An 18,706-nucleotide genomic window follows, 5' to 3' on the forward strand; every position below is an offset into this window, starting at 1 on the left:
GCATGGAGCGCCGGCGTCAGAGCTGGCCGAACGCCCAGCGCAGCACGGATTTCTGGGCGTGGATCCGGTTTTCCGCCTCGTCGAACACGGCAGACTGCGGCCCCTCGATGACCTCGCTCGTCACTTCCTCGCCGGGATGCGCCGGAAGGCAGTGGAGAAACAGGGCGTCCGGCTTCGCATTCCTCATCAGGGCCGCGTCGACCTGGAAGGGCTGCATTGCCGCCAGCTTCGCCTCTGCATGCTCCTGCCCCATCGAAACCCATGTGTCGGTAATGACGACATCGGCGCCGCTGGCGGCCTGTGCGGCGTCCTGCACGATGTCGACGCGGGCCCCACCGGCGCGGGCCATGGACACGAACTCCTCCTCCGGCTCGTATCCTGCGGGGCATCCGATACGGACATTGAATTTCATCAGCCCGGCCGCCTCCAATATCGAGTGGAGGACGTTGTTGCCATCGCCCAGCCATGCCACTTCGAGGCACGGCAACGCCTTGCCATGCTCGATCATCGTCAGCAGGTCGGCCACGATCTGACATGGATGACTGCGATCGGTCAGGCCGTTGATGACCGGGATGCTGGCATTGGCCGCCAGTTCCTCGATCTTGGCATGATCGTCGGTCCGGATCATGATGGCATCGACCATCCGGCTGAGAACGCGCGCGGTGTCGGCGATGCTTTCCCCGCGGCCCAGCTGCATGCTGCCCGATTCCATGACCATGGCCGATCCGCCGAGCTGACGCATGGCCATGTCGAAACTGACCCGGGTGCGTGTCGAGCTTTTCTCGAAGATCATGGCCAGAACGCGTCCCGCGAGCGGGGCGTCGGCGTCGGGCTTGCCCTTCGCCCAGTCGCGCCGGGCCAGCTTGCGGTCCTGTGCGTCGTTGATCATGGCGGCGATGGTATCGCGGCCAGCATCGGACAGGTCGAGAAAATCGCGCTTGCTCATGCTGCTTCCGGAACCTCGTAACTGGCCGCACCGGCCGACAGTTTCTCGAAGAATTCCTCGATCTCGTCGTCGCCGATGACAAGCGGGGGCAGGACGCGGATGGTCTGGTCGCCGGCAGCCACCATCAGGAGCTGGTGATTGTCCCGCAGGTGGACGAAGAAGGGCCGGCTTTCGACCTTCATCTTGATACCCAGCATCAGGCCCTTGCCGCGAACGAGTTCGAACAGGTCGGGATAGTTGCCGATGAACTGTTCCAGCCTTGTGCGGATGCGCTCGCCCTTTTCGGTCACTTCGGCGAGGAAAGCCTCGTTCGCCACCGCGTCCATCACGGCCTTGCCCGCGGCCATCGCCAGCGGATTGCCGCCATAGGTGGATCCGTGGGTGCCGAAGACCATGCCGCGCGCCGCCTTCTCCGTTGCCAGGCAAGCGCCCAGCGGGAAGCCTCCGCCGATGCCCTTCGCCGTCGCCACGATATCGGGGGTCACGCCGTAATGCTCGTGGGCGTAAAGCTTGCCGGTGCGGGCGACGCCGCACTGGACTTCGTCCAGCACCAGCATGAGGTCGTGCTCGTCACACAGCGCCTTCAGGCCATCCATGAATTCCTGGCTGGCAGGGCGGATACCGCCTTCGCCCTGGATCGGCTCCACCAGGAAACCGGCCGTCCGTTCGCTGACGAGGCTCTTCGCCATGTCGAGATTGTCGAATTCGCAATAGACGAACCCGGGCAGGAGCGGCTTGAACCCGTGATGCATCTTCTCCTGGTTGCTGGCGCTGATCGTCGCCATCGTGCGCCCGTGGAAGGCATTGGTGAAGGTGATGATCTCCGTGCGCTTCGTGTCGGGGTCGCCATGCTGGTGATAGGCACGCGCGGTCTTGATCGCGGTCTCGACCGCCTCCGCTCCGGAATTTGTGAAGAATACGGTGTCGGCAAAAGTGTTGTCGACCAGCTGCTGCGCCAGCGCCTCGCCCTGCGGGCTGCCATAGAGGTTGGAGACATGCATCAGCGTCTCCGCCTGTTCCTTGATCGCGCCGATGAGCCCTTCGTGGCTGTGGCCCAGCAGGTTCACCGCAATGCCGCTGGCGAAGTCGAGATAGCGGGTGCCGTCCTCGTCGATCAGGTGGCAATTGTCACCGCGGACCGGACGCACGCTGCAGCGGGGATAGACGGGCATGAGCGGGGTGATGGACATCGGAAAAAGGCTCCTCAGCCGAATGGAAAACTGGGTCTGAAACACGAATGGCGACCCCCGGAAGGAGCCGCCATTTGTGGTCTTAGTAGGATGCCTGGCCGAACGGGTCAAACATCCATCGGAAATGGCCAAATGCCGGAGACTAGCCCTGCGCCGGCACCAGGTTCACTGCCGAGTGCTTCCCTCGGCGGTCGACTTCCAGGTCGAACTCGTAGCGTTCGCCTTCGTTGATCTGCGAAAGGCCGGAACGTTCGACCGCGCTGATGTGCACGAACGCATCGGGCTGGCCATCGTCGCGGACGAGGAAGCCGAAGCCCTTCATCGAGTTGAAGAACTTGACCGTACCGGTTGCCTTCTCGCCGGTCAGCTCGCGCTGGGGCGGACCGCCGCGATCGGCGCCGGTGCCGCCACCCTGCACTTCGACGACATCGCCGACGATCTGCAGGTCCTGTGCGGATACCTTTCCGCCGCGATCGACGAGATTGAATTCCAGCCCCTGTCCTTCGCCCAGGCCTTCGAGCCCGGCACGTTCGACAGCGGAAATGTGCACGAAGACGTCTTCGCCCCCGCCTTCCTGCTGGATGAAGCCGAAGCCTTTCTGGGCGTTGAAGAACTTCACGGTTCCCTTGCCGGTTCCGACGACCTGGGCCGGCATGCGGTTGAACCCGCCGCCACCGCCGCCGCCGCGAGGTCCGCCGCTGCCGCCGAAGCCGCCACGACCACCGCCGCCACCGCCGCCGTAACCGCCGCGATCGCCACCGCCGAAGCCGCCGCCTCCGCCGCCGTAACCGCCACCGCCGCCATAGCCGCCACGGTCGCCACCACGATTACCGCCGAAATCGCCGCCTCCGCCAAACGGATCGAAGCTGTCTTCGCCGATATTGTCCCGCTTGTCGCGGCCTTTGCGACGTCCTCTGTCGTAACCCATAACTCGTAGTGTACCTTACTCGCCCGTCCGCAAACCAATTAGAGCCTGCCGGGGACGGAAAATCGGCAAACCCGTTCGCGCATCGAATTGGCCGGACGGAGATCCCCGCAGCCAGTCAACGCAGTTATTCGACGTTCTGTGTAGCGGATAACGCCGCTCCATGCGAACGAATTAACAGCAGGGACAGGACTGGACGAAATATGTTGCGGATTCACTTCATCCCATGCGAAATATTCAGGCCGGACATCGCTGCAATGTGCGAAGCTTGTCCCGCCCGGGCAATTCGCTAGACACGGCAGAACTCACGCGTTTGCAGGCATATCCAGCCATTACGGGAACGACACGATGACCGATTTCAGGAAGCTTTCCGACACTGTCCTGGCCAGCCCGCAGATTACCCCTGCCGATATCGATGCCGCAAAGGCGCAAGGGGTGACGCTGATCGTCAACAATCGTCCGGACGGCGAATCGCCCGACCAGCCTGCCGGTGGAGACATCGAATCCGCCGCTGCCGCAGCCGGCATCGATTATCTGGCGATTCCCGTCACCTCTGCCGGGTTCAGCCAGCCGCAGGTAAAGGCAATGTCCGAGGCACTGGGCGGAGCAGAGGGCAAGGTGCTGGCCTATTGCCGCTCGGGCACCCGTTCGACCCTGCTGTGGTCCCTTGCCCAGGCCAGCATGGGTGCAGACCCCGATGCCGTGACCGCCGCCGCCGATGCAGGTTACGATGTCTCGCCCGTCCGTCCGGCGATGGACATGTTCGCAGGGCAGGCGCGCAGCTGATCCTGCGGCCCGGGCATTTCCAGCAAGCGTGTCCGCTGAAAGCCTATCGCTGATTGCACAGTTTGCCGGCTCTCTCGCCGCGATACTGCTTCTGGTGTGGCTCGCGCGCTGGCTGGGCCTTGGTCCCGAGAAGCAGCTCCTGACCGACGCCGAGGTCGCAGAAGCGGCACGCGATGCGCATGACGGTTTCGAGCCCGCCACCATCGCATTGGGTTCCGATGGACGAGGCGCGCTGGCGCGAGGCGAGGATGGCCGGATAATGCTCCTGCGCCCTCATGGCAGCCATGTCGCCAGCCGCATTCTCGGCCCCGCATCCAGCGCGAAGACGAGCCCTGAAAACGACGGCGAAGGCCTGGTGGTCGATTGCGGGGAGCGGACCTTCGGAGCGGTCACGCTGCAACTGAGAGATGCTCAGGCTTGGGCCGACGCGATCAACGCCCTATAGTCCGCTTTCGATGCCCGACTTTTCACCCACCGACTATGCCGTTCCCGGCTTCGTTGCGCTCCTCCTGATCGAGATGGTCTGGGCCCGCTTCCGCCGACCGGACGCATACGAGCCGCGCGATACGCTCGTCAGCCTCGGCTTCGGGCTGGGCAGCACGGTTGCAGGCCTCCTGTTCGGCGGGCTGGCGGTCGCTGTGTTTTTCGCAGCGTATGAATACCGGCTGTTCACCGTCGGCTGGGAATGGTGGGCCTGGCCGTTATGCTTCGTGCTGGACGACCTGAAATATTACTGGGTCCACCGGGCCGGACACCGGATCCGGTGGATGTGGGCGAGCCATGTGAACCATCACTCCAGCCAGCATTACAACCTGTCGACCGCTCTGCGGCAAAGCTGGACCGGCGCCTTCACCTTCGGCCTGGTTTTCGCCCTGCCGCTGGTGCTGCTCGGCTTCCATCCCCTGATGATCGCCATCTGCAGCGGGTTCAACCTGATCTACCAGTTCTGGATCCATACAGAGGCCATCGGCAGGATGCCGCGCTGGTTCGAAGCGGTCATGAACACGCCCAGCCATCACCGCGTCCACCATGCAACGAACCCGCGCTATCTCGACCGCAATTACGCCGGTGTCTTCATCGTGTGGGACCGGATGTTCGGCACGTTCGAGGAAGAGCGCCCGGACGAGGAACGCATTCGCTATGGTATCGTGAAGCAACTGGGCAGCTTCAACCTGTTGTGGGCGGTGTTCCATGAATGGATCGGCATGATCCGGGATATCCGGGCGGCGCCCTGGCGGCACAAGCTGTCCTACCTGCTGCGCGAACCGGGCTGGAGCCACGACGGCAGCCGCGAAACGTCGGACACGATCCGCCAGCGCTGGCTGGCCCGGCAACAGGGTTCCGTGCCCCAAACGCCTGCGCCAAACACGGTGGCAGATCAAAACCCGATTGAAGAGCCTCCTCAAGCCGCGTAACTGTTTCTCTCGAGGAGAGAATGCATGAGCCAGTATGATTATATCGTTGTCGGTGGCGGCAGCGCGGGGTCCGCCGTGGCCGGTCGCCTCGCGGTGGACGGAACCCGGAGCGTCTGCCTTGTCGAGGCAGGCGGCCGCAACAACAACCTGCTCGTGAAGACGCCCGGCTTCATGCCGTTCCTGCTCAAGAACACCAATTACCGCTACGACACCGTTCCCCAGAAAGGCCTGAACGGCCGGATCGGCTACCAGCCCCGCGGCAAGGGACTGGGCGGGTCGAGCGCCATCAATGCGATGGTCTATATCCGCGGCAACCGCTGGGACTATGACAATTGGGCCGATCTGGGCTGCGATGGCTGGTCCTATGACGACGTGCTGCCCTGGTTCCGCAAGGCAGAGGCGAACGAACGCGGGGCCGACGACTATCACGGCGAAGGCGGGCCGCTATTCGTGTCCGACCAGAAACACGCCAACCCCACCAGCAGGGCCTTCGTCGAGAGTGCGACGCGGCTGCAGCTGCCCCGCAATGACGACTTCAATGGCGAGAAACAGGCAGGGTTCGGCCTTTACCAGGTCACGCAGCGCCACGGTGAGCGATGGTCCGCCGCGCGCGCTTACGTCGAACCTGTTCGCAACCAGCCCAACATCGACATTCGCACCGGCACGCTGACACAGCGCCTGCTGATCGAAGGCGGCCGGGTGACCGGCGTCATGGTGAAGCGAGGCGGCCGGAGCACGCTTCTGACCGCGCGCAAGGGCGTAATCCTGTCCGCCGGCGCATTCAACAGTCCGCAAATCCTGATGCTGTCCGGCATCGGACCGGCAGATCACCTGAAGGAGAACGGGATCGAGGTGCGGGTCGACCGACCTGCCGTAGGCAGCGACCTGCAGGACCACATCGATTACGTCTCCAGCTGGGAAACCGAAAGCCGGGTGCCGATCGGAGACAGCCTGGAAGGGTCGCTGCGCATGGTGAAGGCGATGGTGGAACATCGCCGCAAACGCACGGGCATCATGACGACCCCCTATGCCGAAAGCGGCGGCTTCTGGACCGTGATGCCGGATGCACCGGCCCCCGACGTCCAGTGGCATTTCGTGCCGGCCATGCTCGAAGACCACGGACGCGAGAAGGTGAAGGGACACGGCTTCTCTCTCCATGCCTGTGTCCTTCGCCCGGAAAGCCGGGGGACCGTCAGGCTGAATTCCGCCGACGCCGCCGATGCCCCGCGCATCGACCCGAACTTCCTCGATGACGAGCGGGACATAGCGACGTTGCGGGAAGGGGTCCGCCTGTCGCACCGCATCGCGGACGCACCGCCGCTTGCGGACTATGCGCCGCGGGACCGCCATGAGGTCGACCTCAACGATGATGCGGCTCTCGATGACCTGATCCGGAGCCGCGCCGATACGGTCTACCATCCTGTAGGCACCTGCCGCATGGGTTCGGACGATGATGCCGTCGTCGACACGGCGCTGAGAGCGCGCGGCGTCGAGGGCCTCTGGATCGCCGATGCCAGCATCATGCCGCGCCTCGTTTCCGGCAATACCAACGCGCCCAGCATCATGATCGGCGAACGCTGCGCGGAATTTGTTATCAGCGCCGAACGCTGATTGACCGCACGCCGTCCGACGCGCGATTTCCTCGCTCATGCGACCTGAAGGTCGCGTCGCTGCGGGCGGGCAGTCGCCCTTGCGGGCCCTGACGACCCTGACTGGTTCCAGACTATCGATGAAGCTACGGAGTACGGTCGGCGACCAGCCGACCGCAAGCGCGACCGCACGCCCGGAGGGGTGGCCCCGCAGGGGTCGGGGCCCCGGAGGATAGCCAAGTGCGCGGATGCGCACGCCGGCGCTTGAGGCCATACAAAAAAAGGGGCCGAAGCGCCATGCCCCGGCCCGTCAAAGTCATTGTCCGCAGGAGGAACAAGGGTTGGCGCTGCGGGAGGGGGAGAGGATCCTCCCGCAGCGCCAATTCGTTACGCTCAGGTGGTCCGAGCGAATTCGGGATAGGCCTCGATACCGGTCTCCGCGATGTCCAGACCGGCGGTCTCGACTTCGGGCGACGGGCGCAGGCCGATGGTGAACTTGAGGGCGAACCAGACCACCGCCGAGGCCAAGGAGACCCAGACACCGGTCAGCAGGACGCCGACGAGCTGGCCCATGAAGGTCGCATCGCCCGTCCAGGCGACGACCAGCGTGCCCCAGATGCCTGCGAACAGGTGGACCGGGATGGCGCCGACGACGTCGTCGATCTTCAGCTTGTCGAGAAGCGGGACGGTGAACACCACGATGACGCCGCCGATCATGCCGATCAGGATCGACTGGCCTACGGTCGGTGCCAGCGGCTCTGCGGTGATCGACACGAGGCCGGCCAGCGCGCCGTTCAGCGCCATGGTGACATCGGCCTTCTTGTAGCGAAGCTGCGTCAGGATGATCGTGGCCACCACGCCGCCGCATGCGGCCATGTTGGTGTTGACGAAGATCTTCGACACGTCGCTGACATCGCCGACCGTACCCATCGCCAGCTGCGATGCGCCGTTAAAGCCGAACCAGCCGAGCCACAGGATAAACGTACCCAGCGTAGCGAGCGGGATGTTCGTGCCGGGGAAGACCGCGATCTTGCCGTCGACGAAACGTCCCAGGCGCGGGCCGAGGATGATGGCACCGACGAGCGCAGCCCAGCCACCGGTCGAGTGCACCAGCGTGGAACCGGCGAAATCGGAGAAGCCCCAGACGGAATCGAGGTAGCCGCCGCCCCATTCCCAGCTGACAACCACCGGGTAGATAATCGCCGTGAGGACGGTCACGAAGATGAAGAACGGCACGATCTTGATGCGTTCGGCCAGTGTGCCCGACACGATCGAGGCTGTGGTAGCGCAGAAGACCATCTGGAAGAACCAGTCGGACGCGACGGAATAGCCCGTCTCGAGGTCCGCCTCGCCCACGCCCTGCATTCCGTAGGCCGTGCCGCCGATACCGAAGAGGCCCAGCGAGCCTTCGGCGAAGCCGGGATAGGCGATGTTGTAACCCACGATCCAGAACATCAGGCCGGCAATCGAATAGAGGCCGATATTCTTAAGGCACTGTGTGGACGTATTCTTGGCGCGGACCAGACCGGCTTCCAGCATGGCGAAGCCTGCCGCCATCCACATGACGAGGAAGCCGCCGATGAGGAACAGCAGTGTGTTGAGGATATAGGCCGTGCCGCCGCCGACGGCGCTGGCTGCAGCCTCCGCCGCCGCATCGGTCGCAGTTGGCACAGCGGCGAAGACTGGGGTGGCCATTGCCAGGCCGGAAAGACCGGCAACGGAAACGAGCGAACGGAAACGCATGGTCGCGGCTCCCTTGGTGTTGGTGGAAAAGGTCACAGCGCGGTCTCCCCGGTTTCACCGGTGCGAATGCGCGTGGCGCTGGAGAGGTCGAAGACGAAGATCTTGCCGTCGCCGATGGCATCGGTGCCAGCGGTCTGCTGGATCGTTTCCACGACCTGCGACGCCAGATCGTCGCTGGCTGCGATTTCCAGCTTCACCTTGGGCAGCATGTTGGTGCTGTACTCGGCCCCGCGATAGATTTCCGTCTGGCCCTTCTGACGCCCGAAGCCCTTGACCTCGGATACGGTCATGCCCGCCACGCCGATGCCGCCGAGTGCTTCGCGCACCTCGTCGAGCTTGAACGGCTTGATGACGGCGATGATGAATTTCATGTGCTGCCCCCTGTCTGAAACAGTGCCTGTTGCGACCGGGCCCGTTCCCGGTCTTCGCACTTGCAGCAAGAGGTGTGCCAAACGCCGCTATCGGGACGAGCGCGGTCTGCCGGTACGGTTACCGCCTCATTCAGTGTTTAATTTTTAAGCAGTGCCCAAAATCACGGCAGCCGAAGCTTGGCGCAGATCGGCAAGTGATCCGATGCGACATGCGACAATGCCGACTGGTGGACATCCTGTGACAGCACATCCCACGACGCCGACACCACCATCCGGTCCAGCCGCGCGACCGGGCGGCGGCTGGGGAAGCTGGGTCCGGGGGCGAGCACGCGCCATTCCTCGCCAAAGGCGCGGATCGCACCCCGCTGGGACTGCCACTGGTTGAAATCGCCCATCAATACTTCCGGACAGCATGGCCGCGCATCTTCCAGGTGCTTGAGCACCGCGTGGAACTGCTCGCGCCTTCGGAGCCCCGACAGGTCGAGATGCATTCCCGCGACGCGGAAGCGCTTCCCGTCGCAGGCCAGCTCGGCACACACAGCCCCGCGAGGCTCCAGCGTCGGAAGGTCGAGCGGTTCGCCGTGCACGATATCGATGCCGCGGCGCACCAGCAGGGCATTCCCGTGCCAACCGATACTTTGCGGGCGCTTGGCGACGTCCACCACCTTCCAGTCGGTATCCTGCAGGGCGGCACGCGGCAGGACGCTGGCCCGCGCTCCGAACCGCAGGTCCGCTTCCTGCAGGGCGATGATATCGGCGTCGATTTCGCGAAGCACGGCAATGATGCGCAGCGGGTCCCGCTTGCGGTCCACACCCACAGCCTTGTGGATGTTGTAGCTGGCGAAGGTCAGTTCCAAGGCGTTGTCAGCAGGGCCGGGTGCCCGGTTCCCCTGCGATATACCGGTCGGTCGCGCGGGTTGGCAGGCCGTCTATGCTGCTCGTCCTACCGGCCGTTTTTTCCATCCAGGCGGCCGGCTCCTGCCTTGCATGGGCCTTGAGCAGCGTTGTGCGCTCCCCCTCCAGTTCCATGAAAGGGACACCCCAACCGCAGCTCGTCTGCACGCTTTCGACATCGATGACGAAGATCTGCCGCGTTCCGGGCAGCAACGTGAACCGGCTGGCGAGCGCGTCCCATTCCGCATCCTGCGGCAGCACCGGCCTTCCCCGGCCATAGATGCGCAGGATCAGCGCAGGCTGCTGGAAATTGCAGAACATGACCGTGATGCGGCCATCGGCGGACAGGTGCGCATGGGTCTCGTTACCCGAGCCGCCAAGGTCCAGATAGGCGACCTGTGTCGGCGAAAGCACCCGAAACGCGTCGTACCCCTTGGGGCTCAGATTGATTCGTGCGCCGGGCGCAGCGGTCGCCACGAAGAACACCGGCTGGCTCGCAATCATCGCGACGTGATCGTCGCCCAGCGCATCGAAGAAGTCTGCCATGCCAGAAGGCTAGGCGCTGGGCTGCAGCTTGTCACCGCTGCTGTTACCGTTGCTGTCAGCGTTCCTTTGTGGCCGAGAAGGCGAGGTCGGGGTTCTTCTCTTCCTGGTAGCTGACGTCCCATGGGCTCTTGGCCATGAAGACGAGGTCGCCGTCCCGGTCCTTCGCCAGGTTCGCCTGGTTGAAACGCTCGAACTCCGCGAGCGCCTTCTCGTCCCCGCTTACCCAGCGGGCGGTGGCGAAGGGCGAGGCTTCCAGACCTGCCTCCACCTTGTATTCCGCCGATAGGCGCGAGACGAGGACCTCGAGCTGCAGCTGGCCGACCACGCCGACGATATGCTGCGCGCCAAGCTCGGGATAGAAGACCTGGATGACGCCTTCTTCCGACAGGTCGTCCAGCGCCTTGCGCAGCTGCTTGGTCTTGGTCGGGTCCTTCAGCTGGACGCGGCGCAGGATTTCCGGCGCGAAATTGGGCAGGCCGGTGAAACGGATCTCGTTCTTCTCGCTCAGCGTATCGCCCACGCGCAGCGTCCCATGGTTGGGAATACCGATGATGTCGCCGGCAAGCGCGGTGTCGGCAATCTCGCGGTCCTGCGCGAAGAACAGGATCGGGGAATGGATGGCGATCGGCTTGCCGAGGCCGCTCGGCGTCAGCTTCATGCCGCGTTTGAACGTGCCCGACACCTGCCGCATGAAGGCGATGCGGTCGCGGTGGTTGGGGTCCATGTTGGCCTGAACCTTGAACACGAAGCCGGTCACCTCGTCATGCTCGGGCTCGATCCGTTCGTCTCCGGCCGGTTGCGGGCGCGGGGGCGGCGCGTGCTCGGCAATGGCCTCGATCAGCTTGATGACGCCGAAATTCTTCAGCGCGCTGCCGAAATAGACCGGGGTCAGGTCACCATTGCGGTAAGCCTGCGCATCGAACTCGGGGTAACCGATCTGGGCCAGTTCCGCCTGTTCGGCAAAGCGCTCGGGAATTTCCGGGTCCTCGTCGAACTGGCCCAGGAACTCGCGCGAGTCGCCTTGCGGTCTCGCGACGTGACCGGTCGCGAAGTCCAGAACGCCTTCGAATTCGCCGCCCATGCCGATCGGCCAGGTCTGCGGGCTGACATCCAGCGCCAGCATGTCGGCTACCTCGTCGAGCGTCTCGAACGGATCGCGACCTTCGCGGTCCACCTTGTTGACGAAGGTGATGATCGGCACGTTGCGCAGGCGGCATACCTCGAACAGCTTGCGCGTCTGCGGCTCGATACCCTTGGCCGCGTCGATCACCATGATGGCCGAATCGACCGCGGTCAGCGTGCGGTAGGTGTCTTCCGAGAAGTCCTCATGGCCGGGCGTGTCGAGGAGATTGAAGGTGACGGTTTCCCCGTCCGGCCCTTCCCGTTCGAACGTCATGACCGACGAGGTGACGGAAATGCCGCGCTGCTGCTCGATCTTCATCCAGTCGGACCGCGCGCGCCGCGCTGCCCCGCGCGCCTTCACCTCGCCCGCCAGGTGAATCGCACCGCCGGTCAGCAGCAGCTTCTCGGTCAGCGTGGTCTTGCCCGCGTCGGGATGGGAGATGATGGCGAAGGTACGCCGTGAATTGGCTTTATCGGACATAGAGATCGGCGTGCGGGCTCAGCCGCGCAGCTCTGCCCCCTGTTTGGCGGCAGCGGCCACGACACGGTCGGAGATGGCTTTCAGCTCTTCCTCGGTGAAGCTCTTGTCGCCCGATTGCATGATCACTTCCAGGGCGATGGACTTCTTGCCCTCCGGCACGCCTTGCCCTTCAAACACGTCGAAAATGCGTGCATCGACGATGGCCTTCTTGTCCGCGCCTCGCACGGCTCGCAGCAGGTCGCCCGCTGCAAGTTCGCTCGGCACGAGGAACGCGAAATCGCGCGACACCGGCTGCAAGGCGGGCGGCGAATAGGCAGGACGGGCAAAACCGCCAGAGCCCTTTTTCGCCGGGATCGCATCCAGAAAGATCTCGACTGCGACGACTGGGCCATCGATGTCGAAGGCCTTCAGCGTCGAGGGATGCAGCGCGCCGAACCGGGCGAGCACGTTCTTCGGGCCCAGTCGCAGGGTCGCCGACTGGCCGGGATGGAACTGGTCGCCTGCTTCGCTCATGACCATCAGGTTTGCGACCGGCGCGCCCGCCGCTTCCAGCAGCGCCATGGCCTCCGCTTTCGCGTCGTAGGCATCGAACGAAGCAGCCTTGCCGGTCGCCCAAGTCCGCGCGGCTTTTTCGCCGGCAAGGACCACACCCAGCGTCGATTTCTCGTCGCTGGAGCCGTCGGCCGCCCGGAAATAGCGCCGCCCGATTTCGAACAGGCGCGAACCGGCAGCCCCGCGATCGGCATTGCGCTTTGCCGCGGCGAGCAGGCCGGGCACGAGCGAGGGACGCATGGCCTTCATGTCCTCGCTGATCGGGTTCTCCAGAACCCACAGCGCATTCCCGTCAGCGAAGTGATCGGCATGCGGCACGGGCAGGAAGGACCAGGTCACCGCCTCGTCCAGACCGCGCGCGGCTGCGGCGCGGCGCAGCTTGCGCTCCATCGCCTGCTGCGGGGTGGCGGTCGGACGCGCGACGCCTTCCATCCGCGGCAGGGCGACGCTCTGCACGCTGTCGATACCATGGATACGCACGACTTCCTCGACCAGGTCGGCCGGGCCTTCCACGTCGTGGCGGCGCAGCGGGACCGTCACGTCCCAGCGGGTCGCGCCCCTCTGATCGTTGATGGCCCCGATGACCTTCTTGCCGATTTCGAAATCGAGCGCACCGAGGATGCGCAGCTGCTCTTCCTCGTCCACGTCGATCCCGCCGAGCCGGCACACGAGGTCGGGCTCGAACGCCACCGTCATCGGCTGCGCTGGGGGCGAACCGGCCCGCACGACCTCGCTCGCCTCGCCGCCGCACACGCGCTGGATCAACGATGTCATGATGGCGAGCCCGTCGTCCAGGAACGCAGGGTCGACGCCCCGCTCGAACCGAGTGCGGGCATCGGATGCAAGGCCGAGCCTGCGGCCCGTCACGCCGATGCGCGCCGGATCGAAATAGGCGATTTCGAGGAGGACATCGGTTGTCGCCTCGGTGACGCCCGAGTGTTCGCCGCCCATGATGCCGGCGATGTCGTGGACGCCGTTGTCGTCCGCGATCACGGTCATGGTGCCGTCCAGCGTGTAGGTCTTCTCGTTCAGCGCCTCGACCGTCTCGCCATCGCGCGCGCGGCGGGCGACGACGGGACCGCTCAGCTTGCCGAGATCATAGACATGGGCCGGACGCCCGAAGGCCAGCATCAGGTAATTGGTGATGTCGACGATCGCCGAAATCGGCCGCTGGCCTGCAGCCAGCAGGCGGCGGCACATCCATTCGGGCGTTGCCGCCTTGTTGTCGACGCCGCGGATGACACGCCCGTAAAAGGCAGGGCAGCCCTCTGCATCGTCGGTGCGGATTTCCACCGGGCAGGGAAACGCGCCTTCGATGACCGATGGCTCGACCGGCTTGAACGTGCCGAGGCCTGCTGCGGCAAGGTCGCGTGCAATGCCTTGTACGCCCATGCAGTCCGGGCGGTCGGGCGTAATGGCCACGTCGAACACCGGGCTGGCGTCGTGATAGTCGGCAAAACTCTGTCCGACCGGCGCATCGGCGGGCAGTTCGATGATGCCGTCATGCTCCTCGCCCAGTTCCAGTTCGCGGACCGAGCACATCATGCCGTTGCTCTCGACCCCCCGAATGGCGCTCTTGCGAAGCTCCATGCCGTTGGCCGGAACCACCGCGCCGGGCAGGCCCAGAACGCCCTTCATGCCTGCCCGGGCGTTGGGCGCGCCGCACACGACCTGCAGCGGGTCGCCTTCGCCGGTGTCGACACTGAGCACCTGCAACTTGTCCGCATCGGGATGCGGTCCGGCGGTCAGGACCTCCGCCACGCGGAAGCCGTCCAGCTTCTGCGCCGGATCGTCGATGCCCTCGACCTCGTGCCCGATGCGGTTGAGCGCGGCAGCGACCTCCTCCACCGACGCATCGGTTTCGAGGAAGTATTTCAGCCATTCGAGAGAGAACTTCATGCGCGTGCTCCCACACCGGCGGAAAGGGTCGGCTGGTCGAACGCGCTGAACCCGTAATGGCCCAGCCAGCGTCCGTCACCGTCGAAGAAGGCGCGCAAATCGTCCATCCCGTATTTCAGCATGGCGAGCCGGTCGACGCCGACGCCGAAGGCAAAACCCTGCCATTCGTCGGGGTCGATCCCGGCGAATTCGAGCACGCGGGCATTGACCATCCCGCTGCCGAGCAATTCCATCCAGCCATGGCCGGGCGCATCGCCGTTGCCGCCGAGTACGCGCCGGGAACCATTGGGCCCTTTCTCTTCCTTCCAGCCGACATCGACCTCGACCGAAGGTTCGGTGAAGGGGAAGTAGCTGGGGCGAAGGCGCAGGACGATGTCGTCACGCTCGAAAAACGCCTTGAGGAAGGTTTCCAGCGTCCATTTCAGGTGCCCGAGATGGATGTCGCGGTCGATCACCAGCCCTTCGACCTGGTGGAACATCGGCGTGTGCGTCGCGTCGCTGTCGCTGCGATAGACGCGGCCCGGCGCGATGATGCGGACCGGCGCGCCCTGCTCCACCATGCTGCGGATCTGCACCGGCGATGTATGCGTCCTGAGCAACATGCGCCTTTTCTCGCCTACCGCTTCGCTACTTGAGGCGGGGGCCTCCATCGCATCGTGGTCGGGGAAATAGAAGGTGTCGTGCATCGCGCGCGCGGGGTGCGTTTCCGCCATGTTGAGGGCGGTGAAATTGTGCCAATCGTCCTCGATCTCCGGGCCTGTCGCGACGGCAAAGCCGAGATCGGCGAAAATCTCCGCCAGTTCGTCCATCACCTGGCTGACCGGGTGGACGGAGCCCCTGGGCGATGCGGGCGCGGGCAGGGTCAGGTCCAGCGTCTCGGACGCCAGACGCGCTTCCAGTTCGGCTGCTTCCAGTTCCGCCTTGCGGGCGGTGATGGCATCGGCAATCGCGGCGCGCACGCCCTGGATCTTCGGCCCTTCGACCTGCCGTTCCTCGGGCGACATCTTGCCCAGCGTCTTCAGGAGGGCGCTGACCCACCCCTTCTTGCCGAGCGCATCCACGCGCACCGTTTCCAGCGCATCGATCGTGTCGCTGGCGGCGATTGCTTGCAGGGTATCCTGCTGGCGAGATTCCGTGCTTTCCATAGGGCTGGGCCGCTACCCGTAAATCGCTCGCAAGGCAAAGGTAACATGGCCCTTTCACGCGATGGCGGCGGACACGAAAAAAGGCGGCCCGCCCGCGAGGGAGAGCCGCCTTGTCGTTTCCGGCCGGGGCGATGCCGCCGGCAGCGCAAGCGCGTTACGCGAGAAGCGCGTCCTTCGCCTGCTTGATGATTGCGCCGAATGCAGCGCTTTCGTTCATGGCGAGGTCGGCCATGACCTTGCGGTCCAGCTCGATCCCGGCCAGCTTCACCCCGTGCATGAACTGCGAATAGGTGAGGCCTTCGGCGCGGACGGCCGCGTTGATGCGCTGGATCCACAGGGCGCGGAAATTGCGCTTCTTAACCTTGCGGTCGCGATAGGCGTACTGGCCGGCCTTTTCGACCGCCTGGCGCGCGACGCGGATGGTGTTCTTGCGACGACCGCGATAGCCCTTGGCCTGGTCGAGCAGCCGCTTGTGCTTCTGGCGCGTGGTAACGCCGCGTTTGATGCGTGGCATGTCTCAGTACTCCTGCTTCAGTCGAGCCCGTAGGGGGCCCATTTCTTCACGGCCTTCTGGTCGCACTTGGCGAGGACCTCGGTGCCGCGGTTCTGGCGGATGTACTTCGCATTGTGGCTGATGAGACGGTGACGCTTGCCAGCGACGCCGTGCTTGATCTTGCCGGTCGCGGTGATCTTGAAGCGTTTCTTCACACCGCTCTTGGTCTTCAGCTTGGGCATTTTCATCTCCTGTCGGATAACGAGTTCAGAAGACACGTACTGACCAGCCCTGGCAGCCCTTACGGCCAGACCGGCAGAGGAATCACGTGTCGGTGAAGAGCGCGCAGATAGCGGACCTGGCGGGAAACGCAAGACTTTGCGCGATGCCCGGGCGCAAGGAATGGGCTAGTGCGCGTAGATCATCTTAACACTCATCCCGCCATCGACGACGATCTGCTGCCCGGTGACGAATCCTGCCGCGTCGGAAACAAGCCAGTCGATGGCCCCCGCAATGTCCTCGACCCGGCCGACGCGTCCTGCCGGATGCTGCTCGCGGTCGACATCCCTGTGTTCCGGCTCGGAGCGCTGGCTTTCCTTCTGCCACGGTCCGGTCTCGATCCAGCCGGGCAGCACAGCGTTCACGCGAATGTCCGGCCCCAGCGACACCGCCATCGCATGCGTCAGGGCGCTTACCCCGCCCTTCGACGCGGCATACGCGAAAGTGTCCGGTTCCGATTGCAGGGCGCGGGTGGAGGAAATGTTGACGATGCTCGCCCCGGGTTTCCGTCGTAGAAACGGGATCGCTGCGCGGCTGCACAGGAAGGTTGCGGTCAGGCTGGCGTCGATCCAGCGGTTCCAGTCGTCCAGCGACAGCTCCTCGAGAGGGCCGCAATAGGGGTCGGCGAGCGCCGCGTTGTTGACGAGAGCGGCCAATGGAGCATCACCCAGCCAGTGCGCAAGCTTGTCGAACGCATTGCCGACATCGCTCTCGTCACCGACGTCGCAGCCGACTGCAAGCAAACGGTCGTCCGGCACCAAAGCGCGCATTTCGTCCAGCGCCTCGTCATCCCGGTCGAGCACGCAGACGCGCCAACCTTTCGCGTGGAAGTGCAGCGCAGTTCCGCGGCCGATACCGGCGGCCCCGCCAGTAATGCATATCGTCTTGTCCATGCTGGCACCAACGCCGGGCGATACGGGTAGTGCCCGGCAACGGCGTGGTTGCGCGTTGACGATCGATCGCTCTCATAGCAAACCGCTCCGATGCTATGGCGCGCGGGTCTCCTCTCTGCAATCTGCGCCGCGTGCAGCGCGGCGCCGGCGACCCCTCAAGCGCTGCCTGCGGAGGTCTTCGAAGCCAGCCAAGCCGAACGCGCAATTGTCGGCGATGTTGTCGTGCGGGACCGGGTCCGGCGTCGCATCGCGAAACAATACGCAGACGATGTCGACCTACTCGCTATCCAGATGCGCGGGGCGCGAGCGCAAGAGCTTTCGCTCAAGGCCGCGCGGCTGTCGGACGATGCGCTGGGACAGAGGGCGGCGGATGCGAGTTTCCTCTACGTCACTTGCCTGCTCGAGCTGGAAGTCGACCGGAAAATGCCGTGGGGCTGGGCGAGCGACATGGCCGACGAACTCGGTGACATCGTGCTCGATACGGCAGAGCGGCGCAGCGCGGGGCGGCAGTACGAGCAGCTGCGCAGCGGCACCGTATCGGAAGCGCCGGACGTGCCGCCGGAATGCAAGCGATAGGCGTGCGCCTCAGCCCATCGCTTCGAGCACGTCCTCCAGTCGGGCCGGTTCGCCCAGCGCGATGACCGTCCCGTCGCTTTCCGCGTCGAGAGGATTGCCCTGCCAATCGGCCATCATGCCGCCAGCGCCCTCCACGATCGGCACCAGCGCGGCATAGTCGTAGAGCTTCAGCCCGGCCTCGCACACGATGTCGAGATGGCCGCTCGCCAGCAGCCCGTAATTGTAGCAATCGCCGCCCCAGACGACGATCTGCGATGTCTGCGCGGCCAGCGACATGAATGCGCCGCCCTGGTCGTCGGTAAAATACTGCGGGCCGGAAGACGCGATGGTGGCATCGGACAATTGGCGGCAGCGGCGCGTCGAGGCGGGCTTGCCGTTGAATGTCGTGCCTTCTCCGATGCTGCCGATCCAGCGCTCCCCGGCAATCGGCTGGTCGATGACGCCCATGACCGGCCAGCCGTCCTGCAGAAGAGCGATGAGCGTTCCGAAAATGGGGCGCCCGGCCATGAAGCTGATGGTTCCGTCGATCGGGTCCAGCACCCATTGCCGCCCGGCTCCTTCGTTATGCGTGCCGTATTCCTCGCCGATGATACCGTCGCCGGGGAATTCCGCCTCGATGATGGCGCGCATGGCCGATTCGGCCGTGCGGTCCGCCTCGGTCACGGGCGAGGCGTCGTCCTTGCGCTCCGATGCCCAATCCCCGCGAAACAATGGCTTGATAGCCTGCCCCGCCGCGTCGGCGAGCCGGCCTGCAAGCGCGATTTCCTTTTCCAAAGCCATTGCTGTAGGTGTCCTTGCACTGAGAGGGTCGGGCCGCGTCCCTAACGACAGCTCCGCCCGTCCGGTAGGGGAAACAGGCCA

General features: G+C 64.8%; 19 protein-coding genes. 5 read left to right on the plus strand and 14 right to left on the minus strand.

Annotation, left to right across the window (positions count from 1 at the left end; translation table 11 throughout):
- Nucleotides 1-16 precede the first annotated feature (16 nt).
- From argF to PF049_01430, 3 genes are all read right to left on the minus strand, one after another.
- A complete protein-coding gene (gene argF, locus PF049_01420; protein ID WBY16853.1) occupies nucleotides 17-946 on the minus strand; it encodes an ornithine carbamoyltransferase in 930 nt (309 codons plus the stop codon).
- Nucleotides 943-2,136, minus strand: a complete 1,194-nt coding sequence (locus PF049_01425; GenBank protein ID WBY16854.1) for an aspartate aminotransferase family protein — start codon at nucleotides 2,134-2,136, stop codon at nucleotides 943-945. Before PF049_01425 ends, argF begins: the two co-directional genes overlap by 4 nt.
- Before the next feature lie 142 nt (nucleotides 2,137-2,278).
- On the minus strand, nucleotides 2,279-3,064 hold the full coding sequence (locus PF049_01430; protein WBY16855.1) for a cold shock domain-containing protein: 786 nt from the start codon (nucleotides 3,062-3,064) through the stop codon (nucleotides 2,279-2,281).
- A gap of 345 nt (nucleotides 3,065-3,409) precedes the next feature.
- On the opposite strand from PF049_01430, the gene PF049_01435 reads away from it, so the two are divergent.
- Genes PF049_01435 through PF049_01450 form a run of 4 tightly spaced genes read left to right on the plus strand, consistent with a single transcriptional unit; the run spans nucleotide 3,410 to nucleotide 6,873 of the window.
- Nucleotides 3,410-3,847: a TIGR01244 family sulfur transferase gene (locus PF049_01435; protein WBY16856.1), complete on the plus strand. Its 438-nt coding sequence runs from the start codon at nucleotides 3,410-3,412 to the stop codon at nucleotides 3,845-3,847.
- 28 nt (nucleotides 3,848-3,875) lie between these two features.
- Nucleotides 3,876-4,292, plus strand: coding sequence for a hypothetical protein (locus PF049_01440; protein WBY16857.1), 417 nt, complete (start codon nucleotides 3,876-3,878; stop codon nucleotides 4,290-4,292).
- A gap of 10 nt (nucleotides 4,293-4,302) precedes the next feature.
- Nucleotides 4,303-5,262 carry a sterol desaturase family protein gene (locus PF049_01445; protein WBY16858.1) on the plus strand — a complete coding sequence of 320 codons (960 nt, stop codon included), beginning with the start codon at nucleotides 4,303-4,305 and terminating at the stop codon, nucleotides 5,260-5,262.
- A gap of 24 nt (nucleotides 5,263-5,286) precedes the next feature.
- Nucleotides 5,287-6,873 (plus strand): GMC family oxidoreductase N-terminal domain-containing protein, encoded by a 1,587-nt coding sequence (locus PF049_01450; GenBank protein ID WBY16859.1) that lies wholly within the window; start codon nucleotides 5,287-5,289, stop codon nucleotides 6,871-6,873.
- Nucleotides 6,874-7,244: 371 nt separating this feature from the next.
- Here the strand turns inward: PF049_01450 and PF049_01455 are convergent, their stop codons facing one another.
- The 10 genes from PF049_01455 to PF049_01500 all read right to left on the minus strand — a co-directional run bounded on the left by PF049_01455 (nucleotide 7,245) and on the right by PF049_01500 (nucleotide 17,269).
- Nucleotides 7,245-8,630, minus strand: a complete 1,386-nt coding sequence (locus PF049_01455) for an ammonium transporter (protein ID WBY16860.1) — start codon at nucleotides 8,628-8,630, stop codon at nucleotides 7,245-7,247.
- Nucleotides 8,627-8,965, minus strand: coding sequence for a P-II family nitrogen regulator (locus PF049_01460; GenBank protein WBY16861.1), 339 nt, complete (start codon nucleotides 8,963-8,965; stop codon nucleotides 8,627-8,629). Before PF049_01460 ends, PF049_01455 begins: the two co-directional genes overlap by 4 nt.
- A gap of 161 nt (nucleotides 8,966-9,126) precedes the next feature.
- On the minus strand, nucleotides 9,127-9,822 hold the full coding sequence (locus tag PF049_01465; GenBank protein ID WBY16862.1) for an endonuclease/exonuclease/phosphatase family protein: 696 nt from the start codon (nucleotides 9,820-9,822) through the stop codon (nucleotides 9,127-9,129).
- Nucleotides 9,823-9,829: 7 nt separating this feature from the next.
- Nucleotides 9,830-10,405, minus strand: a complete 576-nt coding sequence (locus PF049_01470) for a pyridoxamine 5'-phosphate oxidase family protein (GenBank protein WBY16863.1) — start codon at nucleotides 10,403-10,405, stop codon at nucleotides 9,830-9,832.
- 55 nt (nucleotides 10,406-10,460) lie between these two features.
- On the minus strand, nucleotides 10,461-12,008 hold the full coding sequence (locus PF049_01475) for a peptide chain release factor 3 (GenBank protein WBY16864.1): 1,548 nt from the start codon (nucleotides 12,006-12,008) through the stop codon (nucleotides 10,461-10,463).
- Nucleotides 12,009-12,026: 18 nt separating this feature from the next.
- The gene (gene pheT, locus PF049_01480; GenBank protein WBY16865.1) at nucleotides 12,027-14,459 is read right to left on the minus strand and encodes a phenylalanine--tRNA ligase subunit beta; all 2,433 of its coding nucleotides are present in this window, start codon (nucleotides 14,457-14,459) and stop codon (nucleotides 12,027-12,029) included.
- Entirely contained in the window at nucleotides 14,456-15,604 is a 1,149-nt protein-coding gene (gene pheS / locus PF049_01485; protein ID WBY16866.1) for a phenylalanine--tRNA ligase subunit alpha, read from the minus strand. The genes pheT and pheS overlap by 4 nt, the downstream gene beginning before the upstream one ends.
- Before the next feature lie 154 nt (nucleotides 15,605-15,758).
- Nucleotides 15,759-16,118 (minus strand): 50S ribosomal protein L20, encoded by a 360-nt coding sequence (rplT, locus tag PF049_01490; GenBank protein WBY16867.1) that lies wholly within the window; start codon nucleotides 16,116-16,118, stop codon nucleotides 15,759-15,761.
- Between the two features lie 17 nt (nucleotides 16,119-16,135).
- Complete coding sequence (gene rpmI, locus PF049_01495; GenBank protein ID WBY16868.1) at nucleotides 16,136-16,339, minus strand: 50S ribosomal protein L35; 204 nt, start codon at nucleotides 16,337-16,339, stop codon at nucleotides 16,136-16,138.
- A gap of 165 nt (nucleotides 16,340-16,504) precedes the next feature.
- Complete coding sequence (locus PF049_01500) at nucleotides 16,505-17,269, minus strand: SDR family oxidoreductase (GenBank protein WBY16869.1); 765 nt, start codon at nucleotides 17,267-17,269, stop codon at nucleotides 16,505-16,507.
- 90 nt (nucleotides 17,270-17,359) lie between these two features.
- On the opposite strand from PF049_01500, the gene PF049_01505 reads away from it, so the two are divergent.
- Complete coding sequence (locus PF049_01505) at nucleotides 17,360-17,845, plus strand: hypothetical protein (protein ID WBY16870.1); 486 nt, start codon at nucleotides 17,360-17,362, stop codon at nucleotides 17,843-17,845.
- Between the two features lie 9 nt (nucleotides 17,846-17,854).
- Here PF049_01505 and hisN read toward each other — a convergent pair whose 3' ends face one another.
- Nucleotides 17,855-18,625, minus strand: a complete 771-nt coding sequence (hisN, locus tag PF049_01510; GenBank protein ID WBY16871.1) for a histidinol-phosphatase — start codon at nucleotides 18,623-18,625, stop codon at nucleotides 17,855-17,857.
- Nucleotides 18,626-18,706: the final 81 nt, after the last annotated feature.

It is taken from the genome of Erythrobacteraceae bacterium WH01K (genome assembly GCA_027941995.1).
Taxonomy (GTDB): Bacteria; Pseudomonadota; Alphaproteobacteria; order Sphingomonadales; family Sphingomonadaceae; genus CAJXSN01.